The 16808-nt window shown below is 57.5% G+C and carries 16 protein-coding genes; 7 read left to right on the top strand and 9 right to left on the bottom strand.

The genetic code is table 11. The features are described 5' to 3' along the window. Positions 1-107 precede the first annotated feature (107 nt). The 9 genes from DW037_RS07345 to rpmH form a co-directional block, all read right to left on the bottom strand. On the bottom strand, positions 108-362 hold the full coding sequence (locus tag DW037_RS07345; protein WP_117564012.1) for a hypothetical protein: 255 nt from the start codon (positions 360-362) through the stop codon (positions 108-110). After that, positions 352-1257 (bottom strand): ParB/RepB/Spo0J family partition protein, encoded by a 906-nt coding sequence (locus DW037_RS07340; RefSeq protein ID WP_199578346.1) that lies wholly within the window; start codon positions 1255-1257, stop codon positions 352-354. Before DW037_RS07340 ends, DW037_RS07345 begins: the two co-directional genes overlap by 11 nt. After that, positions 1250-2050, bottom strand: coding sequence for a ParA family protein (locus DW037_RS07335; protein WP_117800664.1), 801 nt, complete (start codon positions 2048-2050; stop codon positions 1250-1252). Before DW037_RS07335 ends, DW037_RS07340 begins: the two co-directional genes overlap by 8 nt. A 134-nt stretch (positions 2051-2184) precedes the next feature. Continuing rightward, complete coding sequence (rsmG, locus tag DW037_RS07330) at positions 2185-2850, bottom strand: 16S rRNA (guanine(527)-N(7))-methyltransferase RsmG (RefSeq protein ID WP_233539948.1); 666 nt, start codon at positions 2848-2850, stop codon at positions 2185-2187. Between the two features lie 168 nt (positions 2851-3018). Then, positions 3019-3588 carry a R3H domain-containing nucleic acid-binding protein gene (locus tag DW037_RS07325; RefSeq protein ID WP_118373082.1) on the bottom strand — a complete coding sequence of 190 codons (570 nt, stop codon included), beginning with the start codon at positions 3586-3588 and terminating at the stop codon, positions 3019-3021. 44 nt (positions 3589-3632) lie between these two features. Continuing rightward, the gene (locus DW037_RS07320; RefSeq protein WP_118373080.1) at positions 3633-4403 is read right to left on the bottom strand and encodes a YidC/Oxa1 family membrane protein insertase; all 771 of its coding nucleotides are present in this window, start codon (positions 4401-4403) and stop codon (positions 3633-3635) included. Between the two features lie 29 nt (positions 4404-4432). Continuing rightward, complete coding sequence (yidD, locus tag DW037_RS07315) at positions 4433-4657, bottom strand: membrane protein insertion efficiency factor YidD (protein ID WP_082222962.1); 225 nt, start codon at positions 4655-4657, stop codon at positions 4433-4435. Next, positions 4654-4992, bottom strand: a complete 339-nt coding sequence (gene rnpA / locus DW037_RS07310) for a ribonuclease P protein component (RefSeq protein ID WP_118373078.1) — start codon at positions 4990-4992, stop codon at positions 4654-4656. The genes yidD and rnpA overlap by 4 nt, the downstream gene beginning before the upstream one ends. Before the next feature lie 20 nt (positions 4993-5012). Further along, complete coding sequence (gene rpmH / locus DW037_RS07305) at positions 5013-5147, bottom strand: 50S ribosomal protein L34 (RefSeq protein ID WP_019127408.1); 135 nt, start codon at positions 5145-5147, stop codon at positions 5013-5015. A gap of 345 nt (positions 5148-5492) precedes the next feature. On the opposite strand from rpmH, the gene DW037_RS07300 reads away from it, so the two are divergent. The 7 genes from DW037_RS07300 to gyrA all read left to right on the top strand — a co-directional run bounded on the left by DW037_RS07300 (position 5493) and on the right by gyrA (position 16639). Beyond that, the gene (locus tag DW037_RS07300) at positions 5493-6845 is read left to right on the top strand and encodes an ATP-binding protein (protein WP_118373077.1); all 1353 of its coding nucleotides are present in this window, start codon (positions 5493-5495) and stop codon (positions 6843-6845) included. Between the two features lie 15 nt (positions 6846-6860). Continuing rightward, positions 6861-8597, top strand: a complete 1737-nt coding sequence (locus DW037_RS07295) for a DnaA ATPase domain-containing protein (RefSeq protein ID WP_118373075.1) — start codon at positions 6861-6863, stop codon at positions 8595-8597. 238 nt (positions 8598-8835) lie between these two features. Then, entirely contained in the window at positions 8836-9939 is a 1104-nt protein-coding gene (gene dnaN / locus DW037_RS07290; RefSeq protein WP_022094338.1) for a DNA polymerase III subunit beta, read from the top strand. A gap of 9 nt (positions 9940-9948) precedes the next feature. Further along, a complete protein-coding gene (locus tag DW037_RS07285; RefSeq protein ID WP_118373074.1) occupies positions 9949-11055 on the top strand; it encodes a DNA replication/repair protein RecF in 1107 nt (368 codons plus the stop codon). After that, positions 11042-11605 (top strand): DciA family protein, encoded by a 564-nt coding sequence (locus DW037_RS07280; protein ID WP_118373072.1) that lies wholly within the window; start codon positions 11042-11044, stop codon positions 11603-11605. The genes DW037_RS07285 and DW037_RS07280 overlap by 14 nt, the downstream gene beginning before the upstream one ends. A 105-nt stretch (positions 11606-11710) precedes the next feature. Next, positions 11711-13741: a DNA topoisomerase (ATP-hydrolyzing) subunit B gene (gene gyrB, locus DW037_RS07275; protein WP_118373070.1), complete on the top strand. Its 2031-nt coding sequence runs from the start codon at positions 11711-11713 to the stop codon at positions 13739-13741. Positions 13742-13951: 210 nt separating this feature from the next. Continuing rightward, entirely contained in the window at positions 13952-16639 is a 2688-nt protein-coding gene (gene gyrA / locus DW037_RS07270) for a DNA gyrase subunit A (RefSeq protein WP_118373093.1), read from the top strand. Positions 16640-16808: the final 169 nt, after the last annotated feature.

Here is a 16808-nt window from a genome sequence, read left to right as displayed (position 1 = left end):
TTTTGGATCAGTTGCAACCTTTCCCATTTTTACTGCCAAAATAGGGGGTCCTTGTCTCGTGAATCAGACAAGGACCCCTCAAAATATGCAGGGTAATTGTTAGGTACCTAATAGCCTACATTTTCCCATTGGTTGCTAACCCAACCTTGATTAATCTTGGGATTCTTCGTTACCTGAGCAGTGCGCATGGCAACATCTTCTGTCATAACATCCATTTTCTTCTTGGAAGTATCGACAATATCTTGCGCGCCACGAAGCAAACGACCTCGAAGTTCATCGTCTGTCGCGATCTTATAGCCAGCAAAGGCACCAGCCGCGACAGTCGTCACCAATGCAATCGCAGTTAAAATCTTATTCCTCATCTTGGCCTCCTTGATCAAACTGAATCATTTCACCAAGAATACGAGAGAGCTCTTCCTCGTCTTTAAACTCAATCTCAATCTTATTCTTTCCACGCGAGCTCTTCACGCGTACGTTGGTATTAAATATCTGACGAAGTACACGCGCAGCCTTTTTAAAAGACTGAGGCGTTGCAGGCCTCGGCGTCTTAGGCGTTTCTCCGGCAGAAAACAATGGAGCAAGATTTTCTGTCGCTCTTACGGAAAGGCCCTCTGCAACAACCTTCTCTGCAAGTCGAATTCGCGCGTCCTCATAGGGAACTGCAAGAATCGCACGTGCGTGACCAGCAGTAAGTTTACCCTCAAAAATCATCTGCTGAACTACTTCGGGGAGATCGAGAAGGCGCAGCGAGTTTGTAATTGCAGAGCGTGACTTGCTTACGGCCTTCGACAACGCCTCCTGGGTCATACCGCTAGCATCGATGAGCTGGCGATAGCCCTTAGCCTCTTCGACGGGATTCAGATCAGAACGCTGAAGATTTTCGATAAGAGCAAGGGCCAGCATCTCTTCATCATTAACATCTTTAATGATGACAGGCAGTTCCTCAAGACCAGCAAGCTTTGACGCCTGGTAACGACGCTCACCAGCGATGATCTCATAGCCGTTTCCATGCTTGCGAACCAAGAGCGGCTGCAAAACGCCATGTTCTTGGATTGACTCGCTCAACTCGCGAAGTTCAGTTTCATTAAAGTGAATTCGCGGTTGATTAGGGTTGGGAACGATATCCTCAATAGGTAGTTTTGTTTCAGATGCGGCATTTGAAGCAGATGCAGCAGAACCACCGGTCTCATACTCAGCCTCTGAGACCAAAGCATTGAGTCCGCGTCCCAATCCACCACGTTTCTTTACACTAGGCACGCTTGATCACCTCTTTTGCAAGGTTCATATACGCTTTTGCACCCTTATTTTGAGGTGCATAGGTAATTACCGGTTCTCCAAAAGACGGAGCTTCAGAGATTTTAACCGTACGGGGAATCAGCGTCTTAAACACCTTATCGCCAAAGTACGATTGAACTTCCTCAACAACCTGATTCGACAAAGAAGTACGTGAGTCATACATGGTCATAAGCACGCCATAGGTGTCTAAGCCCTTGTTCAGACGTGATTTGACCATCTTCATTGACTCAAGCAGCTTCGTAACGCCCTCGAGTGCGTAATACTCACACTGGATTGGAATCAAAACGCTATCTGCTGCGGTCAAGGCATTGATAGTAAGCAGGCCGAGCGAAGGAGGACAGTCAATGAAAATAAAATCGAACTCGTCCTGAATCGGCTCAAGCAAATCTTTGAGGCGGGTTTCACGAGCAATTGCGCTTACGAGCTCAATTTCGGCACCTGCAAGCTGAATCGTAGCTGGAATTACGAATACCTTTTTGCAATTTGTATCAAGAACAAGCGATTCTGCCGGCACATCATTCAACAATGCATCATAGATGCAGTGATCAAGGTCTTCTTTTTCAATTCCAAATCCACTGGTGCTGTTTCCCTGCGGATCAAAGTCGACAATCAGTGTCTTACGACCCTGCTCACCCAGTGCTGCTGCAAGGTTTACAGTCGTCGTTGACTTACCGACGCCGCCTTTTTGATTGATGATTGCAATGATACGCGTGTCTTTTGCGCTCTTAGAACGCTTAACGTCGCGAAATCCCACGGTCCCTCCTGGTGTGTATTAAAGCTGTCAAACGGAGGATGTTTCACGTGAAACATTCCGATTCGATATCAACCGCCATGTTTCAGGTGAAACACTGCAAGTTGTTAGTATCCATTATGTTTCACGTGAAACATCTAGGCAAGCGGATTCTTCTTAGCCATGCCATTTGCACGAGGCAATGAAACGGATGCTGGATGACTCTTCTTAAAAACAATAAACTCCCTGTGGCCCAAGCCCTCAGGCAAATCGATTGCGTTATTCAGAAGCAAAGTGAAGCCGCAAATCTTAGCTGCTGACATACCGGAAGCAAGCTCCTCATCGGAAGGATTGCCCTTGGTGATAACAAATAGACCTCCATCCTTGAGGAACGGAGCCGCATACTCAACAAGAATCGGTAGAGGGGCAAGTGCGCGGGCGGTTACGACAGAAAACTGCTTCTTATGGCTTCGAGCATATTCTTCAAGGCGATCATGAATCGCATGAGCATGTTTCAACCCAAGAGTATGAACAAAAGAATTGACGGCATCAACCTTCTTACCAACAGAGTCAATATAAGTAGTTTTACGATGCGTGGCTATGGTTAACGGAATACCAGGGAAGCCCGCACCTGTCCCCATATCGAGCAGAGCTCCCTCTGGAGCCTTATTGATATAGGGGAGCAAAACAAGTGAGTCGAGGATATGAAGTACCGCAGCATCTTCTACGTTAAGAATACGGGTGAGATTAGTTGTCTTATTTGTTTCCAGAACCAAATCCAAATGCTGAATACATTTCCTCAGCTCAACATCAGATACGCTCAAGGAATACTCTTTGCAATAGGAAGTTAGACGACTCAACATCTCGTCAGCCTGCTGATCAGTAAGTACTAACAACGAAAGCTCCTTTCTGACAAAAATCAGTGTATCGAGAACTTTTGACAAAAAAAGGGGACGTGGAAACCACGTCCCCTTAGCATAAGCTCGAGAAGATTATCGAGCAACAATCACCACATGGCGATCAGGGTCAGAACCCTCAGAATGAGTATCGACGGCATCATTGCCACGAAGTGCAATGTGAACCAGTCGACGCTCGTAGGCATTCATGGGCGGAAGCGAAACACTCTTATGAGTGCGGATGGCACGCTCGGCAGCAGACTGAGCAATGGAAGCAACCTTGTCCTGACGGCGACTCTTGTATCCCTCTACGTCCACTACAACCGGATACCTAAAGCCAAGTTTGCGGCTCACCAGCAAAGAGAACATAACCTGAAGGGCATCAAGGGTGCGACCATGACGGCCAATGAGAACAGCAAGGTCGGGAGCCGTTACATCCAAAATCAGCTCACCCTCGTCGCCCTCATACTCATCGATAGGAGAGTTGGCGGCATCGAAGTGCGAAAGGATGGAACGCAGGATGGAAATCGCAACATCGGCAATGGTGTCGAGCTCCTCATCGGTCAGCTCTTCACCAGCCTTGTAGCGCTGTGCAATCTCGGGATAATCGCCCGCGAACTGCGGGGCAACCTCCTCAAGCATATCCTCGATGATCTCTTCAGACATAACGTACTCCAAAAGTTAGGTACCTAAATAAGATTGATATCCCGTTACTTCTTCTTGTGCGGGCGCGGCTTCTTCTCTCGACGAATGACCTCAACCTGCAGCGGAGCGTTCTTAAGACGCTCCTCCTCATCGGCCTTCGCCTTGTCGATGACCTTCTGCGTCACAAAAATCTGCTGGATAACCTGCCAAGCAGACGAGACGTCGTAGTACAGCAGAACACCAACGGGAAGGCTCCAGCCCATCCAAAGCATCATGACCGTCATGACAACGGCCATCATACGCATGCTCTGAGCCTGCTGGCCGGTCTGGTTGCGCGACATATAGAGCTGCGGAATCAGGGTCAGGACGGCGAACAGGATCAGGCAAACCAGCGCAGGCAGTGCAACCATAAAGCCATCGGCAAAGGAAGCGCTCGGCGTGGTGGTCAGGTCGGGCAGGATGTTGAAGAACGAGAACGTGCCGTCGTTAAAGTACTGCGGCAGGTTGCGCAGCAATGTAAACAGGGCGAACAGGATAGGCATCTGAATCAGCAGCGGCAGACAGCCAGCCATGGGGTTGAACTTGTTCTCGCTGTAGAACTTCTGCATCTCCTCGGCCTGACGCTGGGGATCGTCGGCATAGCGCTCCTGGATCTCGAGCATCTTGGGCTGCAGAACCTGCATGCGAGCCGTCGACTTGGTCGACTTGAGCATGAGCGGCGTCAGCAGCAGACGGATGATGACCACCAGGATGATGATGGACAGGCCCCAGTCGACCGCAAAGGTCTGGATGAGCTTGAGCAGCTCGAAAAGGATGTTAACGATCCAATCCCACATGTAAGTTTTCCTCCGATAGCGAGTGCCCGCTAGGGCACAGGGTCATAACCGCCGACGTGCAGGGGATTGCAGCGAGCGATGCGCCTCACGGCAAGCCAGCAGCCTCTCAAAACACCGTGCTTCTCAATCGCCTGGATGGCGTATTGCGAGCACGTTGGGTAATAAATGCAGGCGTCAGGCAATAAGGGCGAAATAACCTGTTGATATATGCGAATAGGAGCGATGGCAACACGTCGCAAAACGTGATTGCTCATCGCTCCTCCCCGGCAACGCCGGCGCGCTTCATAAGCGAACGCAACGCCTTGTCCATCTCCTGCGGCGAGGAAACCCTCGTCTTGGGAGTTGCAAACAAGATGATGTCATAACCCGTAACGGGAAATCCACAGCTGCGGGCGGCCTCGCGCATCACACGCTTAGAACGGTTGCGCACGACAGCACAACCGAGCCGTTTAGCACCAACGAAGGCGACCCTTCCGGAGTCGCCTTCGCCAACCGATTCACATATGGTCATTCGAATCAGAGGGTGATTGAAACGACGCCCCTGACTGAACACATGCTCGAAATCTTGCCGAGACTTAATAGTCTTCATGCGAGATGTGTGTATCGCTGCTAGACAGTGAGACGCTTGCGGCCCTTGGCGCGACGACGGGCGAGCACGGCACGACCACCCTTAGTGGCCATACGGGCACGGAAGCCATGGGTCTTGGCACGCTTACGCTTATTAGGCTGATACGTACGCTTCATCTTAAGTTCCTCCTGCTGCATTTCGAGTGTCCGCGGGGACGCGGACGCAGATATAGACACGTGAGCTTGAAGATTGTAGGGAAATCAATGTTCAAATGTCAAGAAATCAAAGGTAAAAGGTTGCGCAGTTCACACGGTTCCCCCATAAGCACAACCGAAATTTGCGCCTCATGGCAACCTTTCACGATATTTCATCGAGTTTTCAACAGGTCATGTTGGCAATGTTGAGAACTTTTCGCCCATTTTCCAAAGTTTTCAACAAGTTTTGAAAAGTTGTCGAAAGATGAGAAACGTTGCACGGTGAGCTACTATTTGTTCGAAACCTTTTGAAAGATTGCGAGCGGCATGTCTGACGACTTTTACACCATGGTCGATTCCGGAGACCCGGCACCCGACAACGAGCACATCACCGGCGTGCGCGAAGAGCGTGCGGAAGGCGAGCAGACGACCACGCAGGCGCCAAAAGCCATGTACGCCGCGCGCATCGCCGTCTATGACGACATGCTGTCGACACCGCGGGTGATCGTCATTGATCCGCAAGATGTCCGCACGTATTTGGAAGAGACGACCAACACCGTCTACCAGTGCATGAAAGAACAAGGTGGCCATATCTCGCTCATGGTCATCCGCGAGATTGTCGAAAACTTTATCCACGCACACTTTGCCGAGCCCATCATCTCGATTCTGGACGGCGGAGACACCATCCGCTTTGCTGACCAAGGACCCGGCATCGACGACAAGGAACGTGCTTTCGACTTTGGCGTTACCAGCGCAAACAGCAAGATGAAGCGCTATATCCGTGGAACCGGAGCAGGGTTTCCCATGGTGCAGGAGTATTTGGAAAACGCCGGCGGTGCCGTATCCATCGAGGACAACATGGGCAACGGCACCGTGGTTACGGTAAGCCTGAACCCTAAACGCGTGCAGGAAATCGAGCGTGCCGGCGGACGCGGCGCTGCCGTGCGGCCCGAGACGGAGCAGCCCACATATCCCCTGCCGGGAGCTTTTGCGCAGCAGCCCATGGCAACGCAGCAGATGCAGCCCACCGTGGGACAGATGCAGCAGCCCGGAATGCCTCCTACACAAGAACCCCAGGCGGCATCGATGTCGATGCCGCCAAGCATGCCAGAGGCCGTGCCGCTGGCGGATCAGGATGCAGCAGCAATGCAGCAGGCGACGGGCGCACCGGGTGGCCAGCAAATGGGCTATCAGCCGTACCAACAAGGATATCCATATCAGCAGATGCCGCCACTGGGGTACGGCCAGCAGTTCCCGCAGCAGTACCAGCAAGGATATCAGCAGCCGTACCAGCAGATGCCGCAGCAGCAGTACAACCCCTGGGCCCAGCAGATGCCTCCGCAGCCTTACCAACAGTGGCCTCAAAGTTTTCAACAGCAAATGCCACCGATGCAGAGTTCTCAACAACCAGCAGCTCAAATGATGTATCCTAATGCAGCAAATCAGCATGCGCAGCCACAACCGGGCGTGTTCGTAAGCGATCGCGGCAACGCCGCGCTGGGCTATCTGGCGCAAAATCAAGCGTGCGGTGCAACCGATCTGGCGAGGGCGTTTGGAAACTCGGCCCCCACTTGGTCACGCACGCTCAATGACTTGGCGCAGGCCGGCTTGGTCATCAAGCATGGCCAGAAATACCATCTGACCGAACTCGGCGCCGCTCGCGTGCGAGCTCAGAGCTAAAGAACGGGAGAGACAGTGGACGAGGAAGCAAGCATCATCCTGGGGGATGCCATCGCCTTTTGCCAGCGCGACGGCCAAGATGCACGCCTCATCAACATGCTGGGGCAATCGCGCGCCATAAGCCTGACCGAAGATACGCTCACGATCGAGGCCCCCTCGCGCTTTGCCATCGCGCAGCTCAAAAAGCATCAGCCGACTATTGAGGCCTATCTGGAAGAAATCGCCTTTGCACCGATCGCGCTCGACATCGTGGCACCGCAAGGCGCCGCGACGGAATCCGCTGCCGCCACGGCGCCCGCCACGGCGCCCGCCACGGCTCCCGCTGCTTCCCCGGCGGTGCCGGCCTCCGCAGGCGACGCGTCGACGGTCGGGCACCAGCACAGCGATGTTTCCCGTGAAACCATGGCACCGTTGCCGACCGCGGCGGCGACGCCAACGAACGCGCCCGTCACGCACATGCCCATCGCTCACGACGCAGCGGCGGGCGCGGATTCGGGCATTGCAATCAAAAACACGCTCTCGGCCGACGATTTTCGTCGCATGATGAACCAGATGAAGGGCGGGGCGCCGACTAAATCCACGCAAGCCGCGACCCCCACCTCACCCATGCCAGCACCGACCGTGCCGGCCGAGCAGAATACGGATGGAGCCCCGCTCGCCGCGAACTCAAAATTTACCTTTGAGAACTTTGTCTACGGCCCCGAAAACAGCCATGCCTATCGCTCGGCACTCAAGTTTGCCGCCCTCGCGGACGAGCGCGGCACATGCACATCACTGTTCATCTACGGCAAATCGGGCCTGGGCAAGACGCACCTGCTGCTTGCCATCAAAAACGAGCTCGCCGAGAAGTCGCCCGAGATCAAGGTCAAGTATGCCAACTCCCAGGCATATCTGGACGACCTGATGACCGAGTTCGACCGTCAAAAGAAGAGCAACGCTCCCATCATGCAGGCGTACCACGGCGTGGACGTGCTCATCATCGATGACATCCAAAACATCATCGGCAAGCGCGCGAGCGTGGACTACTTTTTCCAGCTCATGGACGAGTTCATCCGCAACAACAAGAAGGTCGTCATCGCGGCAGACCGCGCCCCCAAGGACCTAAGCATGGACGAGCGTCTGACCAGCCGCTTCAACGCCGGCATGCTCTGCCTGGTTGCAGAGCCCAGCTACGAGATGAAATACAAGATCTTGCAGCGCTATTACGAGAACACCATCGTCGCCGCCCCCGAGGCAGGCGACGACTCGCTGCTGGCGGCCTATGGGGGCGACGGCGGGCACCTGACCGACGAACACTTTAAACACATGGCCGAGGTCTCGGGCACCAACATCCGCGAACTCGAGAGCTTTTGCGAGCGCTGCGCCGGCGAGGCGGGTGACCGCGAGCGCGAGGGCGGGGAGCTCACCTTTGACGATATCGACGCCATCGCCAGCCAGTACTTCGACACATCGGCCAAAAAGATCAACGTCCAGACGGTTCAGTCCGTCATCGAAGAGCAGTACGGCGTGACACACGAGGAGCTCATCGGCCCGCGTCGCAACGCCAATATCGCCAAAGCGCGCCATATCGCTATCTACCTGGCCATCGAGATGTGCGAAATGACGACCACGGCGGTGGGCGCCGAATTTGGCAACCGCAACCACTCGACCGTCAGCACGAGCTACAAAAAGGTCCAGAAGATGATCCAGGAAGACCGCACCGTCACCGAAGACCTCAAGTCACTGCGCGATAAAATTACACTGCGCTCGTAGGGAAATAGAGACACCTGTTGAAAACTTGTCGAAACCACGGGCATAAGGTGTTTAAAACCCAACCCGCGGTGATGAAAAGTTTTGCGCAGGTTTTGAACGTGGAAAACCACCCCCGTTGCACACAGGTTGCTGTCGATTCTCTTTCTGGGTCTGACCTGCGTCTTTGGGAGTAATCAACAGTTTCGTCAGTGCTATTACTATTATTAAGATATTTATATCTATAGAAAGGTATTAAAAGATGAAGTTCACCGTCAGCCAGAGCTCGCTTACACAAGCCATCGGCGTCGTTATGAAGGGTGTCGCTTCGGCATCCACCCTTCCCATCCTGTCGGGCGTGCTCGTCAAGGCGCAAGACGGCATCTTGGAATTCCAGACCTCTAACTACACCATCTCGATCCGTCATCGCATCGCGGCGCATGTCGAAGAAGAGGGCGAGATGGTTATCCCCTGTAAGATGCTCTCCAATATCACCAAGACCCTCCCCGATGCCCCGGTCACCTTTGAGCTGTCCGAGCGCCAGGTGCTGATTGGTTGCGAGAAGAGCTCTTTCCGCCTGAACACGCTCGATGCCAATGACTTCCCCGAGTTTCCGGCCTATGCCATCGAGAGCGCCGTGGAACTGCCGACCGATATCTTGTCCGAGATGGTCGGCCGCGTGTGGCGCGTCACCTCGACTGACAAGGCCCGCCCCATCCTGGGTGGCGTGCACATGAAGGTCGAGAACAACACCGTGCGCCTGGTGGCGACCGATTCCTTCCGTTTGGCCGTGTGCGATACGCAGGTCGAGACCTCGACCCTCGAAGGCTCCTTTGAGCTCAACGTTCCGGCTGACGCCTTTAACGACGCACTGAACATCATGGCCAGCCAGGCGACCATCATGATTGGGGCTACCGACACCCAGGTCGTCTTTGAGGCCGGCAACACCACCTACGTGTCGCGCCGCATCGAGGGCGTGTACCCCAACTACAAGCAGCTCATCCCCGATTCGTGCGTGACGAGTGTCAAGATCGATGTGGCCGCCTTCAATGCCGCCCTCAAACGCGTGGCCGTTATCGCGAGCGCCAACCCCGCCGTCAAGTTCGAGATCGACGTCGAGAACGGCCAGATGGGCCTGTCTTCCATCTCCAACGACCAGGATCTGGCGCAGGAGACGATCGATGTCGAGGCCGAGGGCGAGTCGGGTACCATCGCCTTCAACTACCACTACATCTTTGGCTGCCTGAACGCCCTGTCCAAGGAGAAGGAGATCACGCTGGAGCTCAAGAGCTACTCGCAGGCGGGCATCTTCAAGTCCTACGACAAGATCAACTACCTGTACCTGGTCATGCCGGTTCGCATCTAGCGCTGCGCCATGACCATGTTCGCCCGCGATCTTTCCGTCGCGCACTACCGCAGTTTCGAGAGCTATCGTCTTGCCCTGGACGAGGGCGTGACGATACTTGCGGGACCCAACGCGGCGGGAAAGACCAATCTCATAGAGGCGCTGCAGCTGCTGACGAGCGGCGCCTCGTTTAGACATCCGACCGCAGCCGAGCTCGTCCATGACGGCGTGGGCTCGTGCAAGGTCGAGCTGAGGCTCGAGGGCGACGGCCGCGTACTTGATATGGGATTGAGCGCGGAGGACGGTAAGCGCTCGTTTAGCCGCAACGGCAAGAGATGCTCTGCCGCCGGTGTGCGCGGCGTTCTGCCGAGTGTGCTGTTTTGCCCCGACCATCTGGACATGGTTAAGCGAGGCGCCAGTGTGCGCCGCGCCGCCCTCGATGACTTTGGCATGCAACTGAGCGCACGCTATGCCGATCTTGCGAGCACCTATGGGCGCTGCGTGACCCAGCGTAACGCCCTGCTCAAGGAGGCCTGGTGCTGCCGCGAGATGCTCGGCGCGTGGAACGATTCGATTGCCCGCGCGGGCTCGGCCCTGCTCGTGCACCGGTTGGCCCTGCTCGACCGGCTGGCGGGCTATGTACGCACTGCCTACGGACAAGTGGCATCCGGTGAGGCCGCCAACGTGACCTATGCGTCCACGCTGGGGGATTTGCCCCAGGTCGAGGATCGCGAAGAGCTGAAGGGCTGGGCGTACGAGCGCATGCTGGCCACCCTTGATGAGCACGCCGACGAGGAAATTCGCCGCGGCGTGACGTTGGTGGGGCCGCATCGCGATGAGATTGAGTTTACCGTGGCGGGTCGCTCCGCTCGTTCGTTTGCCAGCCAAGGTCAGCAGCGAACGTTGGTGCTGGCCTGGAAGGTGGCGGAGGTGGCCGTAGCTCGCGATGTCCTGGGCACCGCCCCGCTGCTGCTTTTGGACGACGTGATGAGCGAGCTCGACGGCGAGCGTCGCGGCGCTTTCCTGCGGCTGATCGGCGATGATATCCAGACGGTCATAACCACGACCAACCTGGGGTACTTTACCGATGACCTGCTTGATCGAGCCAAGGTGGTGAGCATGGGTGAGACGTGCTAATTACGAGCGCGAGAGCGAAACGGTCGCCTTCAGTGGCTTTTTGAACGCAGAGCGCCAGCGCATCCTGGCGGCTGCGACCCCTGAGCGCCGTGCGCAGATGGAGGCCGCCGAGGAGTCGCGCGCGGTCTATCGCGCGTGGAACGCGGTGTGCTCGGGCACGCGCGAGGGGCGGCATGTGACGGGCCTGCGCTACCTGCCCGAGTCCAATGAGCTGCTGGTATATCTCGACTCGCCCTCGTGGACGCAGGAAATGACGTTGTTGCGCGAGATCGTCCGCGCGCGCATGGAGCGCGCCGGCGCGCATGTGGACGGCCTGGTGTTCAAAACCACCGCGCCCGGTCACATGCCGTCCGCCGCCAAGGAGCGCCTTCGCCCAGCGACGACCGAGCGCCCGCCGGCCCCACACGCCGACCTCAGCGATGCCGAGCGCACCGAGATTGAGCGCCAAGTGGCGCCCATCGAAGACCAAAAACTGCGCGAGGCCCTCGAGAACGCCATGAGAGCCAGTGCCGAGTGGGCCAAGGGCGTGCAAAGCAAAAAAGAGCCTTAAATCGCATCTGGTGGCCTTGTAGAGCCAAATACCCTCGTTCCCGAGGGTATTTTTTTACGATAAACTAGTAAGGCTGTACACATTTTCTTGACTGAAGGAGGACGTGTGGCAAACGAAAACGATTACGATGGCGGCGAGATTAAGATTCTCGAAGGTCTCGAGGCCGTTCGTAAGCGCCCGGGCATGTATATCGGCTCGACGAGCGCCAGCGGTCTGCATCACCTGGTGTGGGAGATCGTTGACAACTCCGTCGACGAGGCCATGGCCGGTTTCTGCACCGAGATCCAGGTGACGGTTCACGCCGACAACTCCATCACGGTCGTCGACAACGGGCGCGGCATCCCCGTCGACGAGCACCCTGTTAAAAAGATCCCGACGCTCGAGGTCGTCATGACGATCTTGCACGCCGGCGGTAAGTTCGATAACTCGGCCTATAAGGTCTCGGGCGGCCTGCACGGCGTGGGCATCTCCGTCGTCAACGCACTGTCCAAGCGCGTGGTCGTTCAGGTTCGTCGCGATGGCAACACCTACGAGATGGAGTTCTCGCGCGGCAAGACCGTCAAGAAGATGGAGGTCGTGGGCACCTCGGATTCGACGGGCACCACCGTCACCTTCTGGCCCGACGACGAGATCTTCGAGACCTGCATCTACGATTTCGATACGCTGCATAACCGTCTGCAGGAGACGGCGTTCCTCAATAAGAACCTCAAAATCGTGCTGACCGACGAGCGCGAAGCGACTCCCCACGAGGAGGAGTTTTGCTACGAGGGCGGCATCATCGACTTCGTCAAGTTCCTCAACGAGGGCAAGGACGTCCCCGAGGCCTTTAAGGAGCCCATCTACATCGAGGGCAAATCGGACCCGGACGCGCCTGTGGCCAAGATGGGCGAGGTCGAGGTTTCCCTGCAGTGGAATAGCGGCTACGGCGAGAACGTCATGTCGTTTGCCAACGACATCTACACCCCCGAAGGCGGCATGCACCTTGAGGGCTTCCGTACCGCGCTCACCCGCGTGATCAACGATTACGCGCGCAAGCAGAACCTGCTCAAGGAAAAAGACGCCAACCTGACCGGCGACGATGTGCGCGAGGGCCTTTCGGCCGTTATCTCGGTCAAGCTGCCCGATCCGCAGTTTGAGGGCCAGACCAAGGCAAAGCTCGGCAGCTCCTATATGCGAGCGCTCACGCTCAAGATTGTGACCGACGGCCTCGCCGATTACTTGGAGGAGCATCCCAAGCCCGCCCGCGAGATCGTCAAGAAGGCGCAACAGGCCTGCAAGGCGCGCAATGCCGCCCGCAAGGCGCGCGAGGCGACCCGCCGCAAGAGCCTGCTCGAGACGGCGTCCCTGCCCGGTAAGCTCGCTGACTGCTCGGTGCGCGATGCCGAGCTGACCGAGCTCTTCATCGTAGAGGGCGACTCGGCAGGCGGTTCGGCCAAGGACGGCCGTCGCCGAGACATCCAGGCGATTCTGCCCCTGCGCGGCAAGATTTTGAACGTCGAGCGCGTTGGTGACCATCGCGCGTTCTCGAGTGACACCATCCAGTCGCTGATTACCGCGATCGGCTGCGGCGTCACGACGAGTGCCGGCGCCGGTGGCGACTTCGATATCACCAAGGCGCGCTACCACAAGATCATCATCATGACCGATGCAGACGTCGACGGTGCGCATATCCGCATCCTGCTGCTGACGTTCTTCTACAAGTACATGCGTCCGCTGATCGATGCCGGCTACGTCTATGTTGCCTGCCCGCCCATCTTTGGCATTAAGGTGCGCAACAAGATCCACTACGTGTATCCCAATGGACGCCAGCCCGAAGACGAGATCCTGCGCGACACCATCCAGAGTCTGGGCCTGAACCCCGACGATAACGACGAGGACGGCAAGGCCAAGGACGGCAAGATCACCAAAAAGCGCAAGGGCTATACCGTCCAGCGCTACAAGGGCCTGGGCGAGATGGACCCCAAGCAGCTTGCCTCGACGACGATGGACCCCAAGACCCGCATTCTGCAGCGCGTGTCGATCGAGGACGCCGTGGTGGCGGACCGCGCCGTGCGCGAGCTGATGGGTTCCGAAGTCGGCTATCGCCGCGAATATATTGAAAAGCACGCGCATGACGCACGATTCTTAGACGCCTAATCCCTGCGGCTTTCCCAGCCACCGCACCTTCACCCTCAATCGTCGGTCGCGTACCCAAGTACGCTTCCCTCCTCTTTCGGGCGAATCTGCGGCACCTGGAAAAGCCGTCTCCGTGGTGGGGAAACTAGTGGACCACGCAAACCATGAGGAGGTAACGTGGCAGACGATATCAACAATAACGAGGGTGTGGACGAGGCCGGCGACGCCGGTATGCCCGATGATCTGAAGCGCCTGCTTGCCCGTGCTGAGCAGGGCGAGGACGGCGATCCGGACGCCTATAACCCCGATGCCGATGATGATGAGGAAGAGGACGACGACGCCGAGCTCGAGGAGAGCTTTGGCGAAGTCGACCGTGGCACCTCGGCCGGCGAGGATATCAACGGCGGCCAGCTCCAGATTTCGGAGTTCGGCCGTGAGATGAAGCAGTCGTTCATCGAGTATTCGATGTCGGTCATCACGGCCCGCGCCCTGCCGGACGTGCGCGACGGCTTAAAGCCGGTGCACCGCCGCATCCTGTACGCGATGAACGAGAGCGGCATCTATCCCAACCGCCCACACAAGAAGTCGGCCTGGACGGTCGGCGAAGTTATCGGTAAGTACCACCCGCATGGCGATTTCGCGGTCTATGAGGCCATGGTCCGCCTGGCGCAGTGGTTCTCCATGCGCACGCCGCTCATCGACGGTCACGGCAACTTCGGCAACATCGATGGCGACGGCGCGGCGGCCATGCGTTACACCGAGAGCCGCCTGGCCAAGCCCGCCATGGAACTGCTGCGTGACTTGCAGAAGGACACCGTCGACTGGCAGCCCAACTACGACGAATCACTCGCCGAGCCCGTGGCGCTGCCCGCGCGCTTCCCCAACCTGCTGGTCAACGGCAGCCAGGGCATCGCCGTCGGCATGGCCACCAACATCGCCCCGCATAACCTCACCGAGGCGATCGAGGCCACCTGCTACCTGATCGACAACCCCGACGCCACCGTCGACGAGCTCATGCAAATCATGCCCGGTCCGGACTTCCCCACCGGCGCCATCATCATGGGCAGCGCCGGCATTAAGCAGAGCTACGAGACCGGCCGCGGCTCCATTACCGTGCGTGCCAAGGCACATGTGGAGTCCACCAAGACCGGTCGCAGCCGCCTGGTCTTTACCGAGATTCCCTACATGGTCAACAAGGGCACCCTGCAGGAGAAGATCGCCCAGCTCGTCAACGACAAGCGCATCGAGGGCATCTCGGATATGCGCGATGAGTCCAACCAGAAGGGCATCCGTCTGGTCATCGAGCTCAAGAAGGGCGTCATTCCACAGGTCGTGCTCAACAACCTGTATAAGTACACCTCGCTGCAGACGACCTTTGGCGCCAACAACCTGGCACTCGTCAACGGCGTTCCCAAATGCCTGAGCCTGCGCGAGATGTTGCAGCACTACATCGACCACCAGGTCGACGTCGTCACCCGCCGTACCCGCTTCGACCTTAAGAAGGCCCAGGCCCGCGCGCATATCCTCGAGGGCTACTTGATGGCCCTTGACCATATCGATGAGGTCATTAGCATCATCCGCTCCTCGCAGACCGACTCCGAGGCCAGCAGCCGCCTGATCGAGCGCTTTGGCTTTACGCCCGAGCAGACCACGGCCATCCTCGAGATGAAGCTGCGTCGCCTGACCGGCCTGGAGCGCGACAAGATCCAGGAAGAGTTGGACGGCCTGCGCCGCGCCATCGCCTACTACGAGGACCTGCTGGCGCATGAGGAGAAAATCCTGGGCGTCATCAAGGAGGAGATGCGCGAGATCTCGAAGAAGTTCGGCGACAAACGCCGCACCGAGATCAGCCATGTCGAGAAGGACCTGGATGTCGAGGACCTCATCGCCGACGAGGATATGGTTGTGACCATTACCCATACCGGCTACGTTAAGCGTATCCCGGTGGCTGCCTACCGCGCCCAGAAGCGCGGCGGCAAGGGCGTGTCGGGCGTCAACCTTAAAGAGGACGACGTCATCGACGAGATGTTTATCGCATCCACGCACGAGTACGTGCTGTTCTTCTCGAGCAAGGGCAAGGTCTATCGCCTGAAGGTGCACGAGCTGCCGGTGGGTACGCGCCAGGCGCGCGGTACCGCGATCGTCAACCTGCTGCCCTTTGAGGACGGCGAGAAGATCGCGAGCGTCATCAGCTGCCGCGAGTTCCCGGCCGACGAATACCTGATGTTTGCCACCAAGAGCGGCATGGTCAAGAAGACCGTGATGAGTGCGTATGACCGCAGCCGTCGTGACGGCCTGATCGCTATCAACCTGCGTGACGACGACGCGCTGCTGAACGTGCGCCGCGTGCGCGAGGGCGACAAGATTATCCTGGCCACCACCGCGGGCAAGGCGATCATGTTCTCCGAGGAGCAGGTGCGCGCCACCGGCCGCGATACCAGCGGCGTTCGCGGTATCGGCATGAAGGACGGCGTGAGCGTTCTGGGCATGGAAGTCACTAACGGCAACGGTGATTTATTCGTCATCACCGAGCGCGGCTACGGCAAGCGCACGCCGGTCGCGGACTACCCGGAGCAGAATCGCGGCGGCCAGGGCGTCTACACCATCCAAATGACCGAGCGTAAGGGCAACCTCGCGGCCATGAAGACGGTGGGCCCGCAGCACGAGCTGTTCATCGTGACGGAAGGCGCGACGGTCATTCGCGTCAAGACCGACGAGATCAGCCAGACCGGCCGCGCCACCCAGGGCGTCAAGATGATGACCGTCGACAACAACGACCGCATCTGCGCCGTAGCCCGCATGACGGCAGCCAAGGAAAAACCCGAAGGCGAAGGCGCCGAGGCCGCAGCCGATACCGAAGAGGCCCCAGTCGACCTAGGCGACGGCAACGACATGCCAGAGGATCTCCTCGACGAGTAAGTAGTCCTCTCCGGTCAAAAACATCAGACCCCATATATCGGCGGTCGGCGCACCTGCGCGCCGACCGCTTTTTTGAAAACCTAGGGACCCGCGTTCGCCCCGGTCGCCCGGCGGCATATGAAGTCGATCGCGAGTTCCGCACGAGCCGGAGAGCACTTAATGTGCTCTC

The sequence above is a fragment of the Collinsella sp. AF39-11AT genome, assembly GCF_003474585.1.
Taxonomy (GTDB): domain Bacteria; phylum Actinomycetota; class Coriobacteriia; order Coriobacteriales; family Coriobacteriaceae; genus Collinsella.
This window is presented reverse-complemented; position numbering and strand designations above follow the sequence as displayed.

Coding starts and splice junctions, on each gene's coding strand:
- rpmH (WP_019127408.1), bottom strand. CDS start 5,147: ATGAAGCGTACGTATCAGCCTAATAAGCGTAAGCGTGCCAAGACCCAT.
- DW037_RS07325 (WP_118373082.1), bottom strand. CDS start 3,588: ATGTCTGAAGAGATCATCGAGGATATGCTTGAGGAGGTTGCCCCGCAG.
- dnaN (WP_022094338.1), top strand. CDS start 8,836: ATGAAGTTCACCGTCAGCCAGAGCTCGCTTACACAAGCCATCGGCGTC.
- DW037_RS07300 (WP_118373077.1), top strand. CDS start 5,493: ATGTCTGACGACTTTTACACCATGGTCGATTCCGGAGACCCGGCACCC.
- rnpA (WP_118373078.1), bottom strand. CDS start 4,992: ATGAAGACTATTAAGTCTCGGCAAGATTTCGAGCATGTGTTCAGTCAG.
- DW037_RS07345 (WP_117564012.1), bottom strand. CDS start 362: ATGAGGAATAAGATTTTAACTGCGATTGCATTGGTGACGACTGTCGCG.
- DW037_RS07285 (WP_118373074.1), top strand. CDS start 9,949: ATGACCATGTTCGCCCGCGATCTTTCCGTCGCGCACTACCGCAGTTTC.
- DW037_RS07320 (WP_118373080.1), bottom strand. CDS start 4,403: ATGTGGGATTGGATCGTTAACATCCTTTTCGAGCTGCTCAAGCTCATC.
- gyrA (WP_118373093.1), top strand. CDS start 13,952: ATGCCCGATGATCTGAAGCGCCTGCTTGCCCGTGCTGAGCAGGGCGAG.
- yidD (WP_082222962.1), bottom strand. CDS start 4,657: ATGAGCAATCACGTTTTGCGACGTGTTGCCATCGCTCCTATTCGCATA.